Genomic DNA, 18,641 nt, shown 5'->3' on the forward strand with positions numbered 1-18,641 from the left:
GAGTCAAAGTCGCCGCTCGACAGCGCTTTAACATTACGCCCATAAATTTTGACTGATCTCTGGAGCCTCCATGCACAAGCATCTGTTACGCGCGTCCCTTGTCGCGCTTGCCCTTACTGCCCCGGTCGCGGCACACGCCTACCAGCCTGGCGACTTCATCGTTCGCGCCGGTGTCGCGCACGTTCAACCCAATGAAGACAGCGGCGAAGTGCGCCTCGACGGTGCCAAGGTTTCCGGCACCAAAGCGACTGTCGACGGCGAAAACCAGCTGGGCCTGACCTTCGCCTACATGCTGACCCAGCACGTCGGTATCGAGCTGCTGGCCGCCACACCGTTCAGCCATACCGTGTCGGTCAAAGGCCTCGGGCCTGGCCTGGATGGCAAGCTGGCCGATATCAAACAACTGCCGCCGACGCTGTCGTTGCAGTACTACCCGATGGAACCATCGTCGAAGTTCCAGCCGTATGCCGGCGTGGGCATCAACTACACCACCTTCTTCGATACCGACCTGACCGGCAACCGCAAGGATCAGGGTTTCAGCAACCTCAAGCTCAAGGACTCGGTCGGCCTCGCCGGGCAGTTGGGCATGGATTACATGATCACCGACAACGTACTGCTCAACGCCTCGGTCTGGTACGTCGACATCGACACCAAAGCAACCGTGGACGGCCCGTCAGCCCTGGCCGTCGGCAAGACCAAGGTCGACGTGGACATCGACCCGTGGGTGTACATGGTGGGCGTGGGTTACAAGTTCTGACCTGAACGTCTCAAGCGCCACACACACAAAGGCACCCTCAGCGGGTGTCTTTGTGTTTTGTAGACCTGATGATCTCGTACCAACTCCATGACGAAGTAATGCCGCGCTTTTTGCAGGAGCGGGCTGGTCCGAAGGCAGTTAAATTCGATGCACTTTCTGCGCCTGCAATATCGTCTTCGCGAACAAGTTCGCTCCTACAGGTGCTCACAGGCTTTTGTAGGAGCGAACTTGTTCGCGAATAGGTAGTTACACTCGATGTACTTTCTGCGCCTGCAATATCGGCTTCGCGAACAAGTTCGCTCCTACAGGTGCTCACAGGCTTTTGCAGGAGCGAACTTGTTCGCGAATAGGTAGTTACACTCGATATGCTTTCTGCGCCTGCAATATCGGCTTCGCGAACAAGTTCGCTCCTACAGGTGCTCACAGGCTTTTGCAGGAGCGAACTTGTTCGCGAATAGGTAGTTACACTCGATGTAATTTCTGCGCCTGCAATATCGTCTTCGCGAACAAGTTCGCTCCTACAGGTGCTCACAGGCTTTTGTAGGAGCGAACTTGTTCGCGAATAGGCAGTTACATTCGATGTACTTTCTGCGTCTGCAATATCGGCTTCGCGAACAAGTTCGCTCCTACAGGTGCTCACAGGCTTTTGTAGGAGCGAACTTGTTCGCGAATAGGCAGTTACATTCGATGTACTTTCTGCGCCTGCAATATCGGCTTCGCGAACAAGTTCGCTCCTACAGGTGCTCACAGGCTTTTGTAGGAGCGAACTTGTTCGCGAATAGGTAGTTACACTCGATGTAATTTCTGCGTCTGCAATATCGGCTTCGCGAACAAGTTCGCTCCTACAGGTGCTCACAGGCTTTTGTAGGAGCGAACTTGTTCGCGAATAGGCAGTTACATTCGATGTAATTTCTGCGCCTGCAATATCGTCTTCGCGAACAAGTTCGCTCCTACAGGTGCTCACAGGCTTTTGTAGGAGCGAACTTGTTCGCGAATGGGCAGTTACATTCGATGTACTTTCTGCGTCTGCAATAGCGTCTTCGCGAACAAGTTCGCTCCTACAGGTGCTCACAGGCTTTTGTAGGAGCGAACTTGTTCGCGAATAGGCAGTTACACTCGATGTACTTTCTGCGTCTGCAATATCGTCTTCGCGAACAAGTTCGCGCCTACAGGTGCTCACAGGCTTTTGTAGGAGCGAACTTGTTCGCGAATGGGCAGTTACATTCGATGTAGGACTCACTGCCCCATCAGCAACTCCAGCCCACGCACCAGCGGCGTTGGCTCGTCGAGGGTGAAGTGTTCCAGCAGGCGCTGGTTGCTGGCGCGGGAATGTTTGATATCGCCCGAGCGCGGCGCCTGGTAGGTGACTTCCGGCTGCTTGCCGACAACCTGCGCAAGCGCAGCCAGCAGTTCGTTGAGCGACGTGGTCTTGTTCAGGCCGACGTTGATCGCACCTTCGATGGCGCTTTCCCGTGACAAGGCCTGCAGCAGCAGCTTGAGCAGATCCCCGACATAGTAGAAATCCCGCGTCTGCTCGCCGTCGCCAAACACGCTGATCGGCAGGCCTTTGCGGATACGCTCGGCAAAGATGCTGATCACGCCGGAGTACGGCGACGATGGGTCCTGGCGTGGCCCGAAAATGTTGAAGAAGCGAAAGATCACCGGTTCCAGGCCATGCTGGCGACGGTAGAAATCCAGGTAATACTCGCTGGCCAGCTTGTCCGAAGCGTAAGGGGTCAGCGGTGCCTTGGTGGTGTCCTCGGTGATCGCTTCGCCCTCACCGTTGTTGCCGTACACCGCCGCGCTTGATGCGAAGATCACGCGCTTGATGCCCGCTTCGCGCATGGCCTCGCAGACATTCAACGTGCCGATGAAGTTGCTCTGGTGGGTGCGCACCGGGTCGTCTACCGACGCCTGCACCGAAGCCACTGCCGCCAGGTGCACAACGGCTTTGCAGCCCTGCGCCGCGCGCTTGACCAGGTCGGCATCGGCCACGTCCCCTTCGATCAGCTCGACCCGCGGATTGTCGAGCGGCAAATTGCTGCGCTTGCCTGCCGAGAGGTTGTCGAGGATACGCACGGCCTGCCCGCTGGCAAGCAATGCGTCGGTCAGGTGCGAGCCGATGAAACCCGCACCTCCAGTGATCAGAACAGGAGCGTCAGACATGTCGATAATACCGATCCAGCAGGTTTGGCAGACCGGCCCGCCAGGCGCGAGGCTTGATGCCGAAGGTGTGGAGAATTTTCTTGCAGGCCAATACCGCGTGCTGCGGTTCTTCGGCTGCATCGGGACGCGCGGCATGAGCCTGCGCAGTGGGCGATTCGATAGCCAGCGCGTGCAGCAGACGCGCTTCGGTGAGCACTGCCTGCCCCAGCGCCAGCGGCGTGGTCGCCTCGTGTCCGGCGTAGTGGTAGGTGCCCCATAGCGGCGCTTCGCAGTCGAGTTGCTTGATGACCGAAATGATCACCCGCGCCGCATCATCGACCGGCGTCGGGTTGCCGCGACGATCATCGGCGAGCAGCAGTTCTCCGGGTTCTTTGGCACGCGAGAGGAAGCGGCCCAGCACACCATCGGTGCTGTCATCCAGCAGCCAGCCGAAACGCACCAGTACATGTTGCGGGCAGGTCGCGCGGACGCTCTGCTCGATACGCCACAGGGCCTGACCGCGCAGGCCCAGCGGTACAGGCTCGTCTTTTTCGCTATAGGCCGTCGCGCGCGAACCATCGAACACACGATAGCTGGACGGCTGAACCAGCGTGATGTTGTGGTGCTGACAGAGTTCGGCAAGACGCTCGACAGAGCGCTCCTGATGGGTCAGGCGCGCTTCACTCACGGTCTCCGCCTGAAACCAGTCGAAGTAGTAAGCAAGGTTGATCAGGGCATCGGGACGGGTGTCATCAAGCAGTTGCGTAAGGCTCGCCACGTCCCAGCCGTCTTGCGGTGGACGTGGTGCGAGGAAACCAATGTCTTCCTCGGCACCCAGACGAATCAGCGCCTGCCCGAGGGCATTCCCGCCGCCCAACAGCATAAGGCGCATTCGCATAGAGTCAGCAGGCTCGGTATCAGGTAATCAAACGAACAATTGAAAAACGCCTGCAAACATAACACGTTGCCTGCCAACCCCCAACAGTTGCGCAGCCTGGCGGGTTGATGACGCCGCGACAAAGCGTTGCAGCGTCCTGACGTGCCGGTTGAGTTATTGAGCTGCCGGGCCCGGCGTGCTGTTGCCCTTGGATAGACCGGGCGGCGCAGGTACAGGTGCAGAAGGTGTCGCCGCAGCAGGATCCGAAGGCGCGGGTGGGCCTTCGGCTTCGACGCCAGCCTGCGGATTGTTGAAGCCCGGCCCCATGACCATCTGTGGATAAGTCTGTGCGAAACGCACATTCGGATTTTTATCCACAAGCCGCTTGAGGCGCTCGTTGAAAGCGCGCCCTACCGCGTACTGCCCGCCCGAAGAGGTACGAAACTGCGCGGTCAGCACCATGCCGTTGAGGTCCATGCTATCGACGCCGAACACTTCCAGCGGCCCCTGAAGGTTGTGCTTGAGCAGAATGTCTTCACTGATCGACTGGCCGGTTTCGCGAATCAGCGCCAGCGCATCATCAATGTCGGAGTCGTAGGTGAAGCGCACCGAGAAGAACGCGTAAGCGAATTGCCGTGACTGGTTGGTGACCGCCTTGATCTGGCCGAACGGCACCGAGTGGACGAAGCCCTTGCCGTCGCGCAGGCGCACGGTACGGATGGTCAGGCTTTCAACCGTACCGGAATGGCCCGTGCTAAGCACCACCCAGTCGCCCACCGAAAAGGTGTCCTCGATGATGATGAACAGGCCGGTGATCACGTCCTGCACCAGTTGCTGCGAACCAAAACCGATGGCCAGACCGACCACCCCGGCACCCGCCAGCAGTGGTGCCACGTTGATGCCCAGATTGGCCATGGTGGTGATCGCACAGATCACCACCAGAATGATTTTCACCGCATTGCGCAACAGCGGCAGAATGGTTTTGATCCGAGTGCTCGGCTGACGACCGCTGCGATGATTGACCGGCGGTTTGAGGGCTTCCTGAATGGCGGTGTCGAGTACCACCCACAACAGCCAGGTGACGACGAAGATCAGACCGATACTGCTCAACGAATCACTGATCACCCGGCCAAGGGTGTTGCGCTGGGCAAACTCGAACATCGAGAAGCCCCAGATGCGGCCGAGTATCTCGATGAAGCCGATGGCCAGTGCGATACGCAACACCGCGTACACCAGGCTCAACAGGCGCGCCTTATACACGTGCCCGCCGCGCCCGAGGGTTTCCGTCGGTTTGAACAGGTGCTGGAACACGGTGCTGAGAAACACCGTGGCAATCAGCAGAATAGTGGTGAACAACGCGCAACGCAGCGCTTCCTGACTGTCCTCACCGGCGCCGATGAGGTTGATCGCCGAGACCAGAATCATCAGCAGGATCGGCAGGTGCCACAGCCTGGAGAATATCTTCAACGACTGTTGCAGCGCGGGCCGTTGCAGGCGACTGCTCAATGAGCGGTTACGGATCAGGTGGGCAACCGGGCGACGCACCTTGATGATCAACATGCAAAACACTACCGAGGCGAACAGCCCGGTAAACACCGCAACACTGGTGGTGACGTTACTGCCGAGCTGACGGGCGATCTGCGGACTGGTCAACGCATCGCTCAGCGCCGCCAGAAAGCCGACCACGAACAGTGGCCTTGGTGCGTAGCGGCGAATCATGTGCACGGCGGCACGCTTGTGCCCGAAGTTGAACATCACGATCACGCAGAGCAGCACCGAAGTCGAAACGATGCCGCTGCTGGTTGCATACGCGAAACACAGCGCCAGCGCACGGCCTACCGAAGACGGCATGAAGTGGCTGACGTAAAGGGTCAACGGCAGGCAGACGATGGCTGGCAGGGTAAACGGCAACACGTACTTGAGCAGCGCCTGACTGCGCGCGCGCACCCGCATGAACGGTGTACGGCACAAGCGTACAGCCAGAAAACGACCCAGCGTGGTCAGAACCGCAAACGATGCGATCCATACAAAAGACAGGGCGAGGAAGTCCCCGGCGACACTCCATGGAGAACGTGTAGTGCGTTTGTTGACCAGCTTTTCGAGCTCATCGGCGGCGCGGTCGGCGCGCAGTTGCCAGACGTCGAACAGGTTGTCGTCCAGATTGAGCTTTTCCTGGACGTCATCGATGCTGGTACTGATGGCGCCGAGCAATCCGCCCTGCACCAGCAGCTCGGGAGCCTCGGCGGCAGGCTCTGCGCCATCGGCCGGTTTCGCATCGGTCTGGTCCTTGTCCGCTGCCTTGTCATCCGCCTGCGCAGCGGGTTTGTCAGCAGCCTTGGAGTCGGCTTTGGGGTCAGCCTTTTCAGCCGCCTTGTCGTCTGCCGGCACCGCCGCGCCCATCGGTAATGCAGGTACATCGGCCGCCTGGAGATTGAAACTGCCTGCGAATAGCAGCAGACCCGAAAGGATCAAGATTTTCAGCTGAGACGCCACGCAGTTCTCTCCTTCAATGGGCAAGTCAAACCATGGACAGGGCAAGGCAAGCCTCGACCCCAATGAACTGATTCCCGTATGCGCGGCAAGTTCGGTTTCGGCAGGGAAATACGATGAGTCAATGTTTCAGAAAAATCGCGCCAGGGCAGTACGCTCAGTCTTCTCGACTGAACTATGCAAAACGCTCACTGCCGGACTTATCGGGGGCTGCCGAAGGTGTACAGCCGTTTGCGCACCACGGCGTTCGCCCTGTAAACCCGACATCGAGAACCCGACATCGAGAGGAATCTGCATGAGCACGTTCAACACCAAAGATGGCACCGAGATCTATTACAAGGATTGGGGCACGGGCAAACCGGTCCTGTTCAGCCACGGCTGGCCGCTGGATGCGGACATGTGGGAATACCAGATGCAATACCTGAGCAGCCGGGGCTATCGCACCATCGCCTTCGACCGCCGCGGGTTCGGTCGTTCCGATCAGCCGTGGACCGGCTATGACTATGACACCTTCGCTGACGACATCGCCGAACTGATCGAACACCTCGATCTGCGCGAGGTGACGCTGGTGGGCTTCTCCATGGGCGGCGGCGACGTCACCCGCTACATCGCCAAATATGGCAGCGAGCGGGTGGCCAAACTGGCGTTGCTGGGCTCGGTTACGCCGTTTTTCCTCAAGACCGGTGACAACCCGGAAGGCGTCGATCAGTCGGTATTCGATGGCATCACGGCAGGCCTGCTCAAGGACCGTGCTCAATTCATCAGCGACTTTGCCAGCACGTTCTACGGCATCAACCACGGCCAGAAAGTCTCCGAAGGCGTACAGACGCAGACACTGAACATTGCGCTGCTCGCTTCACTCAAGGGCACGCTGGATTGCGTAACAGCGTTCTCCGCAACCGACTTCCGCCCGGACATGGCAAAAATCGATGTGCCGACCCTGGTGATTCATGGTGACGACGATCAGGTGGTGCCGTTCGAAGCCTCGGGCAAGCGTGCTGCAGCGATGATCAAGGGTGCCGAACTGAAGGTCTACCCAGGCGCACCGCACGGGTTTGCAGTGACCCATGCAGAGACGCTCAACAAAGACCTGCTGACGTTTGTGCAGGGCTGATCGTTTGTGTGACAGGGAGCCGATTGCCGACTCCCTGTCGGGAGCGGATCAGTCGGCCTGTACGGTCAATTGATTCTGCTCGCCCAGCCCCGCGATCCCCAGACGTATGCGTTGCCCCGCACGCAGGAAGACAGGTTGTGGCTTCACGCCCTGCCCCACACCCGGTGGCGTCCCCGTCGAGATGACATCGCCTGGTTGCAGGCTCATGCACCGGCTCAGGTAGGCGATCAGTTGCGGCACGCTGAAAATCAACGTGCGCGTATTGCCATTCTGATAACGATGGCCATCCACTTCCAGCCACAGGTCGAGCGAGTGAGGGTCGGCAACTTCATCGCGGGTCACCAGCCACGGACCTAGCGGGCCGAAGGTATCGAAGCCTTTACCCTTGTCCCAGGTCCCGCCGCGCTCGAGCTGCCATTCGCGCTCGGACACATCGTTGATCACGCAATACCCGGCCACATGCTCCATGGCATCGGCTTCGTCGATGTAGCGCCCGCCTTGCCGATGATCACGCCCAGCTCGACCTCCCAGTCAGTCTTGAGCGAACCACGGGGGATCTGGACATCATCATTGGGGCCGCAAATTGCGCTGGTCCACTTGTTGAAGATGATCGGCTCCTTCGGCACTTCCATCTGCGACTCGGCTGCGTGGTCGGCGTAGTTCAAGCCTATGCAGATGAACTTGCCGACCTGCCCGACACACGGCCCGATGCGTGGCTGGCCCGGAACCAGAGGCAGGCTCTCGGGATCCAGCGCAGCCAGGCTTGCAAGACCTGCAGGGCTCAGCACATCGCCAGCGATATCCTTGACGTGTGCGGACAGGTCACGGATCTGGTTGGCAGCATCAAGCACGCCTGGCTTCTCCAGACCCTTCTCACCGTAACGTAGCAATTTCATCGAATTCTCCCGTTTCTGTCCAAGGTGTGAACCGCGGATCAAGAGGGTGACGCCCTGTTGCCCAGCCTGCGCGGCGATACGTTTTCGTATAAGTCCGAACCTGACAAGTCCGGACACATAGCATTGCAGCCGATGCCTCGCCTAATGAAATTTACGAACAATTGCGCGGCAAGCCGGGTTCGCGTTTAACCACAGAAAACCAGGATCAAACAGCGGCGGTCATAATTAATACACACAACGAGTATTAATATCAGCTCCAGTTGAAACGAGCCTTTCGCCAACACGACGGGCTCGTATTCTTTCACGGGTGAGCTGAACTCATGTCAACGCTGATACTGTCCCGCCGATTACCGCCGCGTCAGCTACGCCACTGGCCAGATCAGCCCGTGGGTAACTGCAACGTTGCCCCATCGTCACTTGTCGTCCAGCACAGCGACAACACGCCACGCACATGGCCGCACGGCGCGTTGGCGATTGCACTGGCGATCGGGTTGCATGCCGCGCTGGCAGCGTGGCTGATGGCCGATCACCCGCAAGCGCCCGAGCCGACCCCGCCGATGCCGATCACCGTGCAGTGGGTGCCGCCGCCCGTTGCGCCGCCCGTTGCACAACCGACGCCGCCCGAGCCAACGCCTCAGCCAGCACCTGAGCCGCCTGCGCCAGCTCCCAAGCCCGCGCCACCTGAGCCCAAACCTGCCGAGCTACCCAAGCCCAAGGCGCAGCCCAGAACCGCGCCAAGCAAACCTGTCGCCAAGCCTGTTGCGCCAGCGCCTTCCGTCGCGGCGCCCGCACCGGCGCCTGCTGCAGCGCCAGCGCCAAGACCTGCGCCAACGGCGCCACAGACCACCACCGCGCCCATAGGCCGGGCGGGTTACCTGAACAATCCGCCGCCGGTCTACCCACCCGCCGCCGCGCGCCGCCATCAGGAAGGCACGACGATGCTGCGTGTGCATGTGCTGCCCAACGGACGTACCGACCAGGTGCAAGTGCTGCAAAGCAGCGGCGTCCCGGCGCTGGATGAAGCCGCGCAGGCCGCCGTCCGGCAATGGACCTTTATTCCCGCCAAACGCGGCGACACCCCGGTAGAAGGCTGGGTCAACGTCCCCATGGCTTTCAAACTCGCACCCTGAGGCTCACGTCATGAACACCGCTTACTCCGTACTCATTACTCAATCCTCAATGGCCCTGCTGGTGATTTTCTCGCTGGTGACCTGGGCACTACTGCTTGGCAAAACCTTCCAGCACTGGCGACTGACCCGGCAGAACCGACGCTACGCCACGCAGTTCTGGGCCGCCCGCGACCTGAAAAATGCGCTGCACCTGCCGCACAGTGAAGGCAGCCTGGCGCGCCTGACCGATGCCGGCGCGCAGGCCCTCGCCGCGCCCCACGACTCGCCGGACCTGGGCCACAGCTGGAACCGCCAGGACTTGCTCGAGCGCAGCCTGCGTCAACAGATCCACAAGGAACGTCGTCGCCTGGAAAGCGGCATGATCCTGCTGGCATCGATCGGCAGCACCGCGCCCTTCATCGGCCTGTTCGGTACGGTGTTCGGCATCATTCATGCGCTCAGCGCGATCAGCCAGGCCAAGTCGGCGAGCATTGCGGTGGTCGCCGGCCCCATTGGCGAAGCGCTGGTCGCGACCGGCGTCGGCATTGCCGTCGCGGTGCCTGCGGTGCTGGCCTACAACTTTTTCGGGCGGCGTCTGAAGCTGGTGATCGCGGACCTTGAAGAGTTCGCCGTGGACTTCCTCAACCTCTCGCAACGCAACGCCTTCCGGCTGCAACCCGACCACCGCGACAAGACGGCCCCGAGCCTGAAAGGAGTGAGCTGACATGTCCTTCTCCACGTCCAATGATGACGATGCAATCAGCGACATCAACATCACGCCGTTGGTGGATGTGATGCTGGTACTGCTGGTGACCTTCATCGTCACCGCACCGCTGCTCAATAACGCCATACCGCTGGACCTGCCGCAGACCGTCGCCACCACCTCACTGGATCAGGCCGACCCGGTGGTGGTGAGTGTCGATGCCAGCGGCGGCGTGTTCATCGACAGCGAAGCTGTAGCGCTGGAGCAACTTCCGGAGGCGCTGCAAGCCCTGCACAGCAAAGACCCGGACGTTGCCGTCAGCCTGCGCGCCGATCAGGCGACGGGTTACGGCCGCGTAGCCCAGGTGCTGGCCGATGTGCAGAAAGCCGGCATCAGTCGCCTGTCGGTGATTACCGAAAGCCCCTGAAACAAAAACCTGTCGTTCACCACATGACCCGCCGCAAGCGCGGCGCCCTGACGCCTCCAGGAAAACCTTTCCATGAACAATCGATCGATACTGCGTGCACCTCGATTCCCGGTAACGCGCCTAGCGCTACTGGTTTCATTGAACTCACTGTGCCTGATCAGCCCGTTCATTCAGGCCGATGACGAGGTGCCCACCTCGGCAACGGTGCCCGCCAGCGACAACAGCGCCGCCATGACGCTGGGCACGGTGTCAGTGATTGGTCAGGGCGAGACCCGCCAGGTGCAGCGCGTGACGCAAAAGGATGTGAAGGCTTACTCGGCAGGCACCAGCCCGATGAAGGTTCTGCAACGCCTGCCGGGGGTCAACTTCCAGTCCGGTGACCCGCTGGGCCGTGAAGAAGGCAGCCAGCGCATCAGCCTGCGCAGCTTCGATATGCACCACCTGGGCTACACGCTGGACGGCGTCACCCTTGGCAACATGAGCTTCGGCAACTTCAACGGTCTGAGCATCACCCGCGCGATCATCGCGGAAAACATCGCCTCCAGCGAAGTGGCACCCGGCATCGGATCACTGGGCACGGCATCGAACAGTGATCTGGGCGGCACGATCCAGTTCACCAGTTCCAACCCTGATAAAGAGTTCGGCGCGCGTCTGTCGCAAACCCTGGGCAGCTACGACACGTCACGCACTTTCATGCGGGTCGACACCGGCGAATACAACGGACTTTCAGCGTACGTGTCGGGCGAAAAGTACGACGCCGACGCCTGGAAAGGCCACAACAACCCGCAAAAGTCCGACGCGGTGAACGCCAAGGTCAACTACAACTTCGGCGACAACCGGGTGAGTTTCTTCCACAGCACCTCGTCCCATGACGAAGCCAACCTGCCGAACATGTCGAAGAGCATCATCCAGCGTCTGGGCTACAACTGGAGCTACTACACGCCGGACTGGACCCGCGCGGTCAATGCGGCCAACGGCATTTATAGCGGCGGGGTAACCAGCGCAAACGATGCGACCTACAACGCCAGCAGCCTGCGCGACGACGAACTGGATATCCTCAACGGCAACTTCTCGCTGACCGATGATCTGGTCCTGGACGCCACCGTCTATCACCACCATGACTCGGGCCGCGGCAACTCGTATTACCCGTTCGTCTACACCAGCGGCTCGACGACAGTGCCGAGCAATTCGATTCGCAGCACAAAATACGGCATCGATCGAACCGGTTTCCAGAGTTCGCTGACCTACTACCTGGGCCAGCATGAAATTCAGGGCGGGTTCTGGATTCAGTCCAACAAGAACGACATCTCGCGCTACCTGTTCGATACCACCAATGCGACGCCGCAGAACCACATCGTCAAAACCGATGGCCTGCCCTTGGCGGCCACCGTTCTGGACCAGAGTTACAATGACCTGACTCGGCAGTTCTACCTGCGCGACACCTACACATTGCTCGATGACCGCCTCAAACTTGAGTTCGGCGCGAAAAATACCGTGACCACCTCGACAGCCGAGGGCAAAGGTGGCGGTTATGCCAGTGGTTCGCTGCAAGCGCGGGACAGGTTTCTGCCGCAAGCAGGTGCGACCTACAAACTCGACGAGTACGACGAAGTCTTCACCTCTTACTCGGAAAACATGGCCGCATTCCCGAGTGGCGGTTACAGCCCGTTCTTCACGACGCAGAGCGCCGTCGATGCGCAGAACGGCTTCAAGGACCTGAAGCCGGAAACCTCGAAAACCGTCGAATTGGGCGTGCGCCGCAGCACCAAGCTGTATTCGGCCTCGGCGGCGATCTACAACACCAAATTCGATAACCGCCTGGTCGCCATCACCAATTGCACGGGCATCGTCATCTGCCAGAACGGCGTCGCCAACGTCGGTTCGGTCACCAGTCGAGGCCTGGAACTGTCGTTCGGCCTGACGCCCAATGAGAACTGGCGCTGGTCCAACTCCATGTCCTATAACCACAGCACTTACGACGATGACTACGCCAGCGGCGGCAACACCGTTCATGTAAAAGGCAAGACCGTCGTCGATACACCGAAACTGATGTATTCAAGCAACCTGGACTGGAATTGGGAACACTGGAACGCCGGCTTGCAAGGCAGCTACATCAGCAAGCGCTATTACACCTACACCAATGACTCCAGTGTCAGCGGCTACTGGCTGGCGAACGCCAACCTCGGCTATGACTTCGGCAAACTCGGCGCCCTCAAGGACACCACGCTGTCGCTGAACATGGTCAACCTGTTCGACAAACGCTACATCTCCACCCTCAACACCGACGCCAGCGCAGCCACCGACCCGGCGGGCAACTTGCAGATTCTTCAAGTGGGCACACCGCGCAGCGCATTCGTAACACTGGGCGTGAAACTCTGATCGTTGCTGACTGAAGACGGGCGAAGGATCGCCCCACCCGCCACCTGCATTGAATGACGCTACGCGGTTTGCTGCTGGAGACAGGATCCTTTGGGAGCAAGCACGCTTCTGGAGACCGGCTCTGTGGGAGCGAGCTTACTCGCGAAGGCAATCCGCCAGTCGCTGCATAATACGTGTCGGTTGCCAGCCCCACGGCGACGAACAGCGCACTGTGCTGCATACTTCCCCCCTCTCTAGCGCCTGACCTCCATGTGGACACCCCATGACACCCAACGCAGAACTCTATAACCCCTCCACCGAATATGCCGACAAACTGATCTCGCGCATTGGCCAAACCCCTTCGTGGATCGCCAAGCGCATCGGTGTGACCGACAAACGCATTCGCTACATCCTCGATGGCGAGCGGACCGTCAAGGGCGAGACCACGCCGATTCAGATGACCTATACCGAGCAGTTTGCGCTGGAGTGCCTTGTGGCAGAGGCTATAGCCCTGAGGATGTAGGCCCGCAGGCTATCAAGCATTGCCCTTGAATCTGAGGTTCCTGATAATCACGCCCCCAAATAACTCAGGCAAGGAAATGCAGTGAAAGGAAATCTACTGTTGGTTGCGGTGCTTGCACTGTTGATGCAAGGCTGTGGCGTGACCATGACGCGTTACGAGCCCAGCTTCGATAACGTCCAGAAGCTCAAGCAGACGCCTCCCCTTCTACCGATCCGTCAGGCCCAGGTCAGCGCCGCGGCAGGTCAGGATTCATTGCAGGTGCGGGGTAATCCTGTCACATCCCCTAGCGGCAGCATCACGCAACATATTCAGGATGCCCTGACGGGTGAACTGGACCGCGCAGGTCTCATCGACCCACAATCGCCGCGCCAGCTGAATGTGCTGGTTACCCATAATGAACTGACCGCTGGAATGGGTACCGGCACCGGCACAATCGCCGCGCGCTTCACCCTGCTTGACGGCGAGAAAGTTGAATATGACGCCACCAAGCAGGTCAGCAGTCAATGGAACAGCAGCTTTCTGGGTGCGGTCGCTATCCCCAATGCGGCAAACGCTTACAACCCGCTGGTGCGTGATTTGCTCAAGGCTTTATACAGCGACCCGTTGTTTACCCAGGCGCTGAACCACAAATAAAAAAAGAGCCCACATGGGCTCTTTTTTTGGGCGGTCAGTTCATTACGCCTGCGGAACACTAACATTCAGCATTGAATACTTCAGACTCTGGCTATCCACCAACTGCTTGAGCAGTGAATTGACCTGGCGCGTAAATGTATCGGTAACAGCCTTCTGCGGGGTATTGGCCATCATCGGCACAAACCAGATACCTATCCAGCTATTGATTGCATCATGGTTACCGACTGTTCTCAGCACCTTACCCTGAGAATCCTGCGCGTCCAGGCTCATGCTGTACTGATCGGTGGCCATCGAAGGAATAATAGTCAGGGTCAGGCCACTGACAAACGCCATTACCATTTGGCCACCGCTCGGCGGATGGTTATAAACCTTGAGGTGCAGGCTGTAGTCGCCTGGCTGTTTCTTGAACTCATCAAGGGTCACTCGGCCAAACAGCCCTGAGTCAGTCAGCGCTTTTTGCAGTTGAGGCTTGAGTGCATCCCGAGCTTGCGGTACTTCTACTGCGCCGGCGGTACCGGGTGTGCCCTGGTAGAAATCGAAGGCAACAAACACGTTGGGTTTGTTCGTGTAGCTGGCCATGGAGGGCATGGTGACTGGCGCTACTTCATCCTTGGTAAAGCTGGCGCAACCGCTCAATACCAGCATTGCCGCAAGACCCAGCGTCTTCAAGCGTTTCATTTACGATTTCCTTAGTCAATAACAGAACGTCTGTCCGAATCCATTCAAGAATTGCGGCCTTACCGCTGCCTCATACGGCAGCGATAGAGGCCACTATTGTGCCACCAACTAAAGCTTCGTCAATAATCTTTAAACTGGCGCAGGCCTACAGGCGAATGATCCGGGAAATAATTGGCCACAGCCGCAAAGAATTTCATGCGCCGGATCGTCTCGCGCTATTTCATACCCCACGGCTTATTTTCGCGCTGCTCCTAGTAAGCGATGCAACAGAAGCCCAGTAGTTCTTGAACTAACTACCTGCGGACCTGGGATGGCTGTTGACGCTACCTTTAAAGCCAAACGGCGCCACCAGGCACAACGCAGGCGCCACCCTGCCTGAGCGGGCCCTGCACATGCACGAATACCGTCAACGGTCAGGCAATGACCGCAATCGCGACCGGCAGCATCAGGTCACGGTGACTGACAGCGCACGTTCACAGCAAAAAATAAAGATTGAATCCTCACAAAAAATGTTATTTAAATAACACAAATAAAAGCCGTCGAGGCTTCCATCGGCGCTGGTGAGGTCAACATAACAATGAGCAAGATTGCAGTCATCGGCAGCAACATGGTCGACCTGATCACTTACATCGAACGCATGCCCGCCCAGGGCGAAACGCTCGAGGCACCGCGTTTTGCCATGGGGTGCGGCGGCAAGGGCGCCAATCAGGCCGCCGCTGCGGCGCTGCTGGGCGCCGACGTGCTGATGCTCAGCAAGGTCGGCGACGATGCGTTCGCCGATACCACCCTGGCCAATTTTCAGCGACTGGGCATTGATACGCGCTTCGTCGAACGGGTACCGGGCGTGTCGAGCGGCGTGGCTCCGATCTTCGTCCAGGAGAACTCCCATAACAGTATCCTTATCGTCAAAGGCGCCAATGCCCACCTGAGCCCGGCCGATATCGACCGCGCCGAGGCGCAACTGCGCGATTGCGCTTTGATTGTGCTGCAACTGGAAGTCGAGCTGGCGACCGTCTACCACGCCATCGCCTTCGCTCACCGGCACGCAATCCCGGTGCTGCTCAATCCGGCCCCAGCCTTGGCCGGCCTGAGCCGCGAGCACCTCGCGCAGCTGGATTTCCTGATCCCCAACGAGAGCGAGCTGGCACTGATCAGCGGCCAGCCGGTGACGTGCGCCGAGGAAGCGGCTCAGGCTGCACGCCAATTGGTCGCGCTGGGCGTACGCCACGTCATCGTCACCCTCGGCGAACAAGGGGCGCTTTACGTCGGCGCCGAAGGCGAGTGGCAGGTGCCAGGGGTCAAGGTTCAGGCGCGTGACACCACCGGTGCCGGTGACGCCTTCATTGGCTGCTTCGCCCGGCACTGGAGCCAGGACGGCAATATTCGCCAAGCCATGCATCAGGCGGTGGCCTACTCCGCCTGCTCGGTCACCGGCCTCGGCACGCAATCTTCTTACCCCGATGCGCCCACGTTTGCACGATTCCTCGATGCATCGGCCAACTGACACTCACCAGCATCTCGCGGAGAACAATAATGAATAAGCCTGCGCTGCAACAAACTCCGGACGGGTTCTACCTGAACCGCACGCCGTGGTTCGCCTTTCTCCTGCTCTGCAGCATCTTTGCCCTGTGGGCGGCGGCCGCGAGCATGAACGACGTGCTGATCGCGCACTTCAAGAAGGCCTTCCTGCTCAGCGACTTCCAGACCGCTTTCGTCCAGTCGGCGTTTTACCTGGGTTACTTCTTCGTCGCCATTCCGGCGGCACTGGTGGTGCGCCGCTTCAGCTACAAGACCACCATCCTCATCGGCCTGATGCTGTACCTGTTCGGCTGCGCCCTGTTCTTTCCGGCGGCGTCGACTGCCAAGTACGGCATGTTCCTGATGGCGCTGTTCGTCATCGCCGCCGGCCTGTCGTTTCTCGAGACCGCGTGCAACACCTACTCGACACTGATGGGGCCGCGGGAAACCGGCACGCGGCGCCTGAACATCTCGCAGACCTTCCACCCATTCGGCGCCATGACCGGGGTATACGTCGGCAGCTTCGTGATGTTCAAGGACACCGACGCCACGCGCGAACAGTTGACCCAGATGAGCGCCAGCGAGGCAGCAGCGCAGCAATTGCAAATGATCCAGTCGACCCTGCTGCCGTACAAATGGATGATCGCGGTACTCATATTGATGTTCATTCTGATCGCCATCACGCGCTTCCCCGCATGCAAGGGCAACGGCACCGTCAGCGAACCGCGGGCGAGCATCGGCCAGAGCCTCGGCCGCCTGCGGCGCAATCCGCGCTTTTGCTTCGGTGTGCTGGCGCAGTTCCTCTACGTCGGCGCGCAGGTCGGGGTATGGAGTTTCACTATTCGCCTGGCCATGCAAATGGGCGGCATGAACGAGCGCAGTGCCTCGTGGTTCCTGCTGACCACCTTTGCCGCCTATTTTATCGGCAAGATGATCGCCAATCTGCTGATGCGCAAAATGCACCCGGCCAAAGTCCTCGCGGTGTATGGCGTGCTGTGCATCGTGCTGCTGGCCTACACCATCCTGGCGCCGAACATCAGCGCGGTGTATGCCGCCGTGGGAGTCAGTGTGTTTCTCGGGCCTTGCTGGCCGACCATCTATGGTCTGACCATTGATGGGCTCGGCGAGGACACCGGTGTCGGCGGCTCGTTGCTGGTGATGAGCATCGTCGGCGGTGGCGTGATGCCGATCTTCCAGGGCCTGCTCAGCGACGCCAATGGCGGCAACATGCAGATTGCCTACAGCGTGCCGCTGCTGTGTTTCGTGGCCATCGTTATGTACGCAGTGTACTGCATGCGTCAGCCGCAACCGGTGCTGGGTGGCTCGGCCACGGCGGTGGCGCAATGAGTAACGAAGCGTGGCGCCTGCCGCTCTACCCACAGCTCTGGGACCAGGCCAGCCGGCTGCTGCTCGAATCAGCCAGTTTCAGCGTGCGTGCCTGGACCTACCCCAGCGGGGTCAAGGCGCTGTCACTGGAAAACAGCCGAGGCAAACTGGTGATCCTGCCCTGGCAGGGGCAGATGATCTGGTCGGCCGAATTCGACGGCGTTGATTTGACCATGCTCAATATGTTCACCCAGCCGCGGCCCAGTGCCAGCGTGATCGGCACCTACGGCTGTTTCATGTTTCACAGCGGCCTGCTGCGCAACGGTTGCCCGGGTCCCGAGGATGATCATGCGCTGCACGGCGAAATGCCCTGCGCGCCGATGGACGATGCCTGGCTGCAGGCAGGCGAAGACGAGCACGGCGCTTATCTGCGCCTCGGCGGTACCTACGAATACGTGCAGGGCTTCGGCGACCATTACCGGGCCAGCCCGAGCGTGACCCTGCGCCCGGCCAGCGGGCTGTTCGAGATCGGCATGCAGGTGGTCAATCTGGCCGGCAAGCCCATGGACCTGATGTACATGGCGCACATGAACTACGCCTACGTCGACGGCGCCCGCCTCACCCAGCCCCTGGGCTGCGAGCGCACACGGGTGCGCGCCAGCGTGCCGGCCCATGTGCGGCCGACGCCGACCTGGAGCGCCTATATCGCAGAACTGAGCCAGGACCCGACCCGCCTCAAGGTGCTCGACTCGCCCGCGCTGTATGACCCGGAGATCGTCTGCTTCTTCGATGACGTGCGCAGCGACGCTCAGGGACAGGCGCACTTCTTCCTTGATCACCCCGACGGCGCGGCGTTCTACACCCGCTACAGCCCCCGGCAATTTGAACATGCCGCGCGCTGGATCCTGCATAACACCGATCAGCAGGTGGCGGCCTTCATCTTGCCGGCCACCTGTGAACCGGAGGGCTACCGCGCCGAACTCGCCAAAGGCAACGTGCGCAGCCTGGCGCCCGGTGCCCGCGCCGGGTTCAGCGTGACCACCGGTTACCTCAACGCACCCGAACGCCGGGCGCTGCAACCGTGATG

15 protein-coding genes and 1 pseudogene are annotated in these 18,641 nt (G+C 59.9%); 11 read left to right on the plus strand and 5 right to left on the minus strand.

Annotated features, from left to right (window positions below; translation table 11 throughout):
- Positions 1–70: 70 nt before the first annotated feature.
- Complete coding sequence (locus AC54XV_RS23520) at positions 71–757, plus strand: OmpW/AlkL family protein (protein ID WP_011269052.1); 687 nt, start codon at positions 71–73, stop codon at positions 755–757.
- 1,236 nt (positions 758–1,993) lie between these two features.
- On the opposite strand, the gene AC54XV_RS23525 is transcribed toward AC54XV_RS23520, so the two are convergent.
- From AC54XV_RS23525 to AC54XV_RS23535, 3 genes are all read right to left on the minus strand, one after another.
- Positions 1,994–2,923 carry an NAD-dependent epimerase/dehydratase family protein gene (locus tag AC54XV_RS23525; protein WP_003400349.1) on the minus strand — a complete coding sequence of 310 codons (930 nt, stop codon included), beginning with the start codon at positions 2,921–2,923 and terminating at the stop codon, positions 1,994–1,996.
- Positions 2,916–3,800 (minus strand): sugar nucleotide-binding protein, encoded by an 885-nt coding sequence (locus AC54XV_RS23530; RefSeq protein WP_011269054.1) that lies wholly within the window; start codon positions 3,798–3,800, stop codon positions 2,916–2,918. The genes AC54XV_RS23525 and AC54XV_RS23530 overlap by 8 nt, the downstream gene beginning before the upstream one ends.
- A 153-nt stretch (positions 3,801–3,953) precedes the next feature.
- A complete protein-coding gene (locus AC54XV_RS23535; protein WP_496717240.1) occupies positions 3,954–6,272 on the minus strand; it encodes a mechanosensitive ion channel family protein in 2,319 nt (772 codons plus the stop codon).
- 292 nt (positions 6,273–6,564) lie between these two features.
- Here AC54XV_RS23535 and AC54XV_RS23540 point away from each other — a divergent pair, with 292 nt between their 5' ends.
- Positions 6,565–7,383 carry an alpha/beta fold hydrolase gene (locus AC54XV_RS23540; RefSeq protein ID WP_011269056.1) on the plus strand — a complete coding sequence of 273 codons (819 nt, stop codon included), beginning with the start codon at positions 6,565–6,567 and terminating at the stop codon, positions 7,381–7,383.
- A gap of 48 nt (positions 7,384–7,431) precedes the next feature.
- Here the strand turns inward: AC54XV_RS23540 and AC54XV_RS23545 are convergent.
- Positions 7,432–8,279: pseudogene (locus tag AC54XV_RS23545) on the minus strand (ureidoglycolate lyase).
- Positions 8,280–8,599: 320 nt separating this feature from the next.
- Between AC54XV_RS23545 and AC54XV_RS23550 the strand changes: the two are divergent.
- From AC54XV_RS23550 to AC54XV_RS23575, 6 genes are all read left to right on the plus strand, one after another.
- Positions 8,600–9,409: an energy transducer TonB gene (locus tag AC54XV_RS23550; protein WP_032654149.1), complete on the plus strand. Its 810-nt coding sequence runs from the start codon at positions 8,600–8,602 to the stop codon at positions 9,407–9,409.
- Positions 9,410–9,419: 10 nt separating this feature from the next.
- Complete coding sequence (locus AC54XV_RS23555) at positions 9,420–10,112, plus strand: MotA/TolQ/ExbB proton channel family protein (protein ID WP_011269059.1); 693 nt, start codon at positions 9,420–9,422, stop codon at positions 10,110–10,112.
- A 1-nt stretch (position 10,113) separates the two neighbouring features.
- Positions 10,114–10,518 (plus strand): ExbD/TolR family protein, encoded by a 405-nt coding sequence (locus AC54XV_RS23560; RefSeq protein ID WP_010438282.1) that lies wholly within the window; start codon positions 10,114–10,116, stop codon positions 10,516–10,518.
- 72 nt (positions 10,519–10,590) lie between these two features.
- Entirely contained in the window at positions 10,591–12,897 is a 2,307-nt protein-coding gene (locus tag AC54XV_RS23565; RefSeq protein ID WP_496717241.1) for a TonB-dependent receptor, read from the plus strand.
- A gap of 262 nt (positions 12,898–13,159) precedes the next feature.
- A complete protein-coding gene (locus AC54XV_RS23570) occupies positions 13,160–13,399 on the plus strand; it encodes a hypothetical protein (protein WP_003317071.1) in 240 nt (79 codons plus the stop codon).
- Positions 13,400–13,480: 81 nt separating this feature from the next.
- Positions 13,481–14,032 carry a hypothetical protein gene (locus AC54XV_RS23575; protein WP_011269061.1) on the plus strand — a complete coding sequence of 184 codons (552 nt, stop codon included), beginning with the start codon at positions 13,481–13,483 and terminating at the stop codon, positions 14,030–14,032.
- A 42-nt stretch (positions 14,033–14,074) separates the two neighbouring features.
- On the opposite strand, the gene AC54XV_RS23580 is transcribed toward AC54XV_RS23575, so the two are convergent.
- On the minus strand, positions 14,075–14,710 hold the full coding sequence (locus AC54XV_RS23580) for a hypothetical protein (protein WP_024661149.1): 636 nt from the start codon (positions 14,708–14,710) through the stop codon (positions 14,075–14,077).
- A gap of 577 nt (positions 14,711–15,287) precedes the next feature.
- Here AC54XV_RS23580 and rbsK point away from each other — a divergent pair.
- The 3 genes from rbsK to AC54XV_RS23595 are packed head-to-tail and all read left to right on the plus strand — an operon-like array spanning position 15,288 to position 18,639.
- Positions 15,288–16,214 (plus strand): ribokinase, encoded by a 927-nt coding sequence (rbsK, locus tag AC54XV_RS23585; protein ID WP_003436637.1) that lies wholly within the window; start codon positions 15,288–15,290, stop codon positions 16,212–16,214.
- Between the two features lie 29 nt (positions 16,215–16,243).
- Complete coding sequence (fucP, locus tag AC54XV_RS23590) at positions 16,244–17,575, plus strand: L-fucose:H+ symporter permease (RefSeq protein WP_003400377.1); 1,332 nt, start codon at positions 16,244–16,246, stop codon at positions 17,573–17,575.
- On the plus strand, positions 17,572–18,639 hold the full coding sequence (locus AC54XV_RS23595; RefSeq protein ID WP_003400379.1) for an aldose 1-epimerase family protein: 1,068 nt from the start codon (positions 17,572–17,574) through the stop codon (positions 18,637–18,639). The genes fucP and AC54XV_RS23595 overlap by 4 nt, the downstream gene beginning before the upstream one ends.
- The last annotated feature ends 2 nt before the right edge of the window (positions 18,640–18,641 follow it).

Source organism: Pseudomonas fragariae (ex Marin et al. 2024), assembly GCF_059621105.1.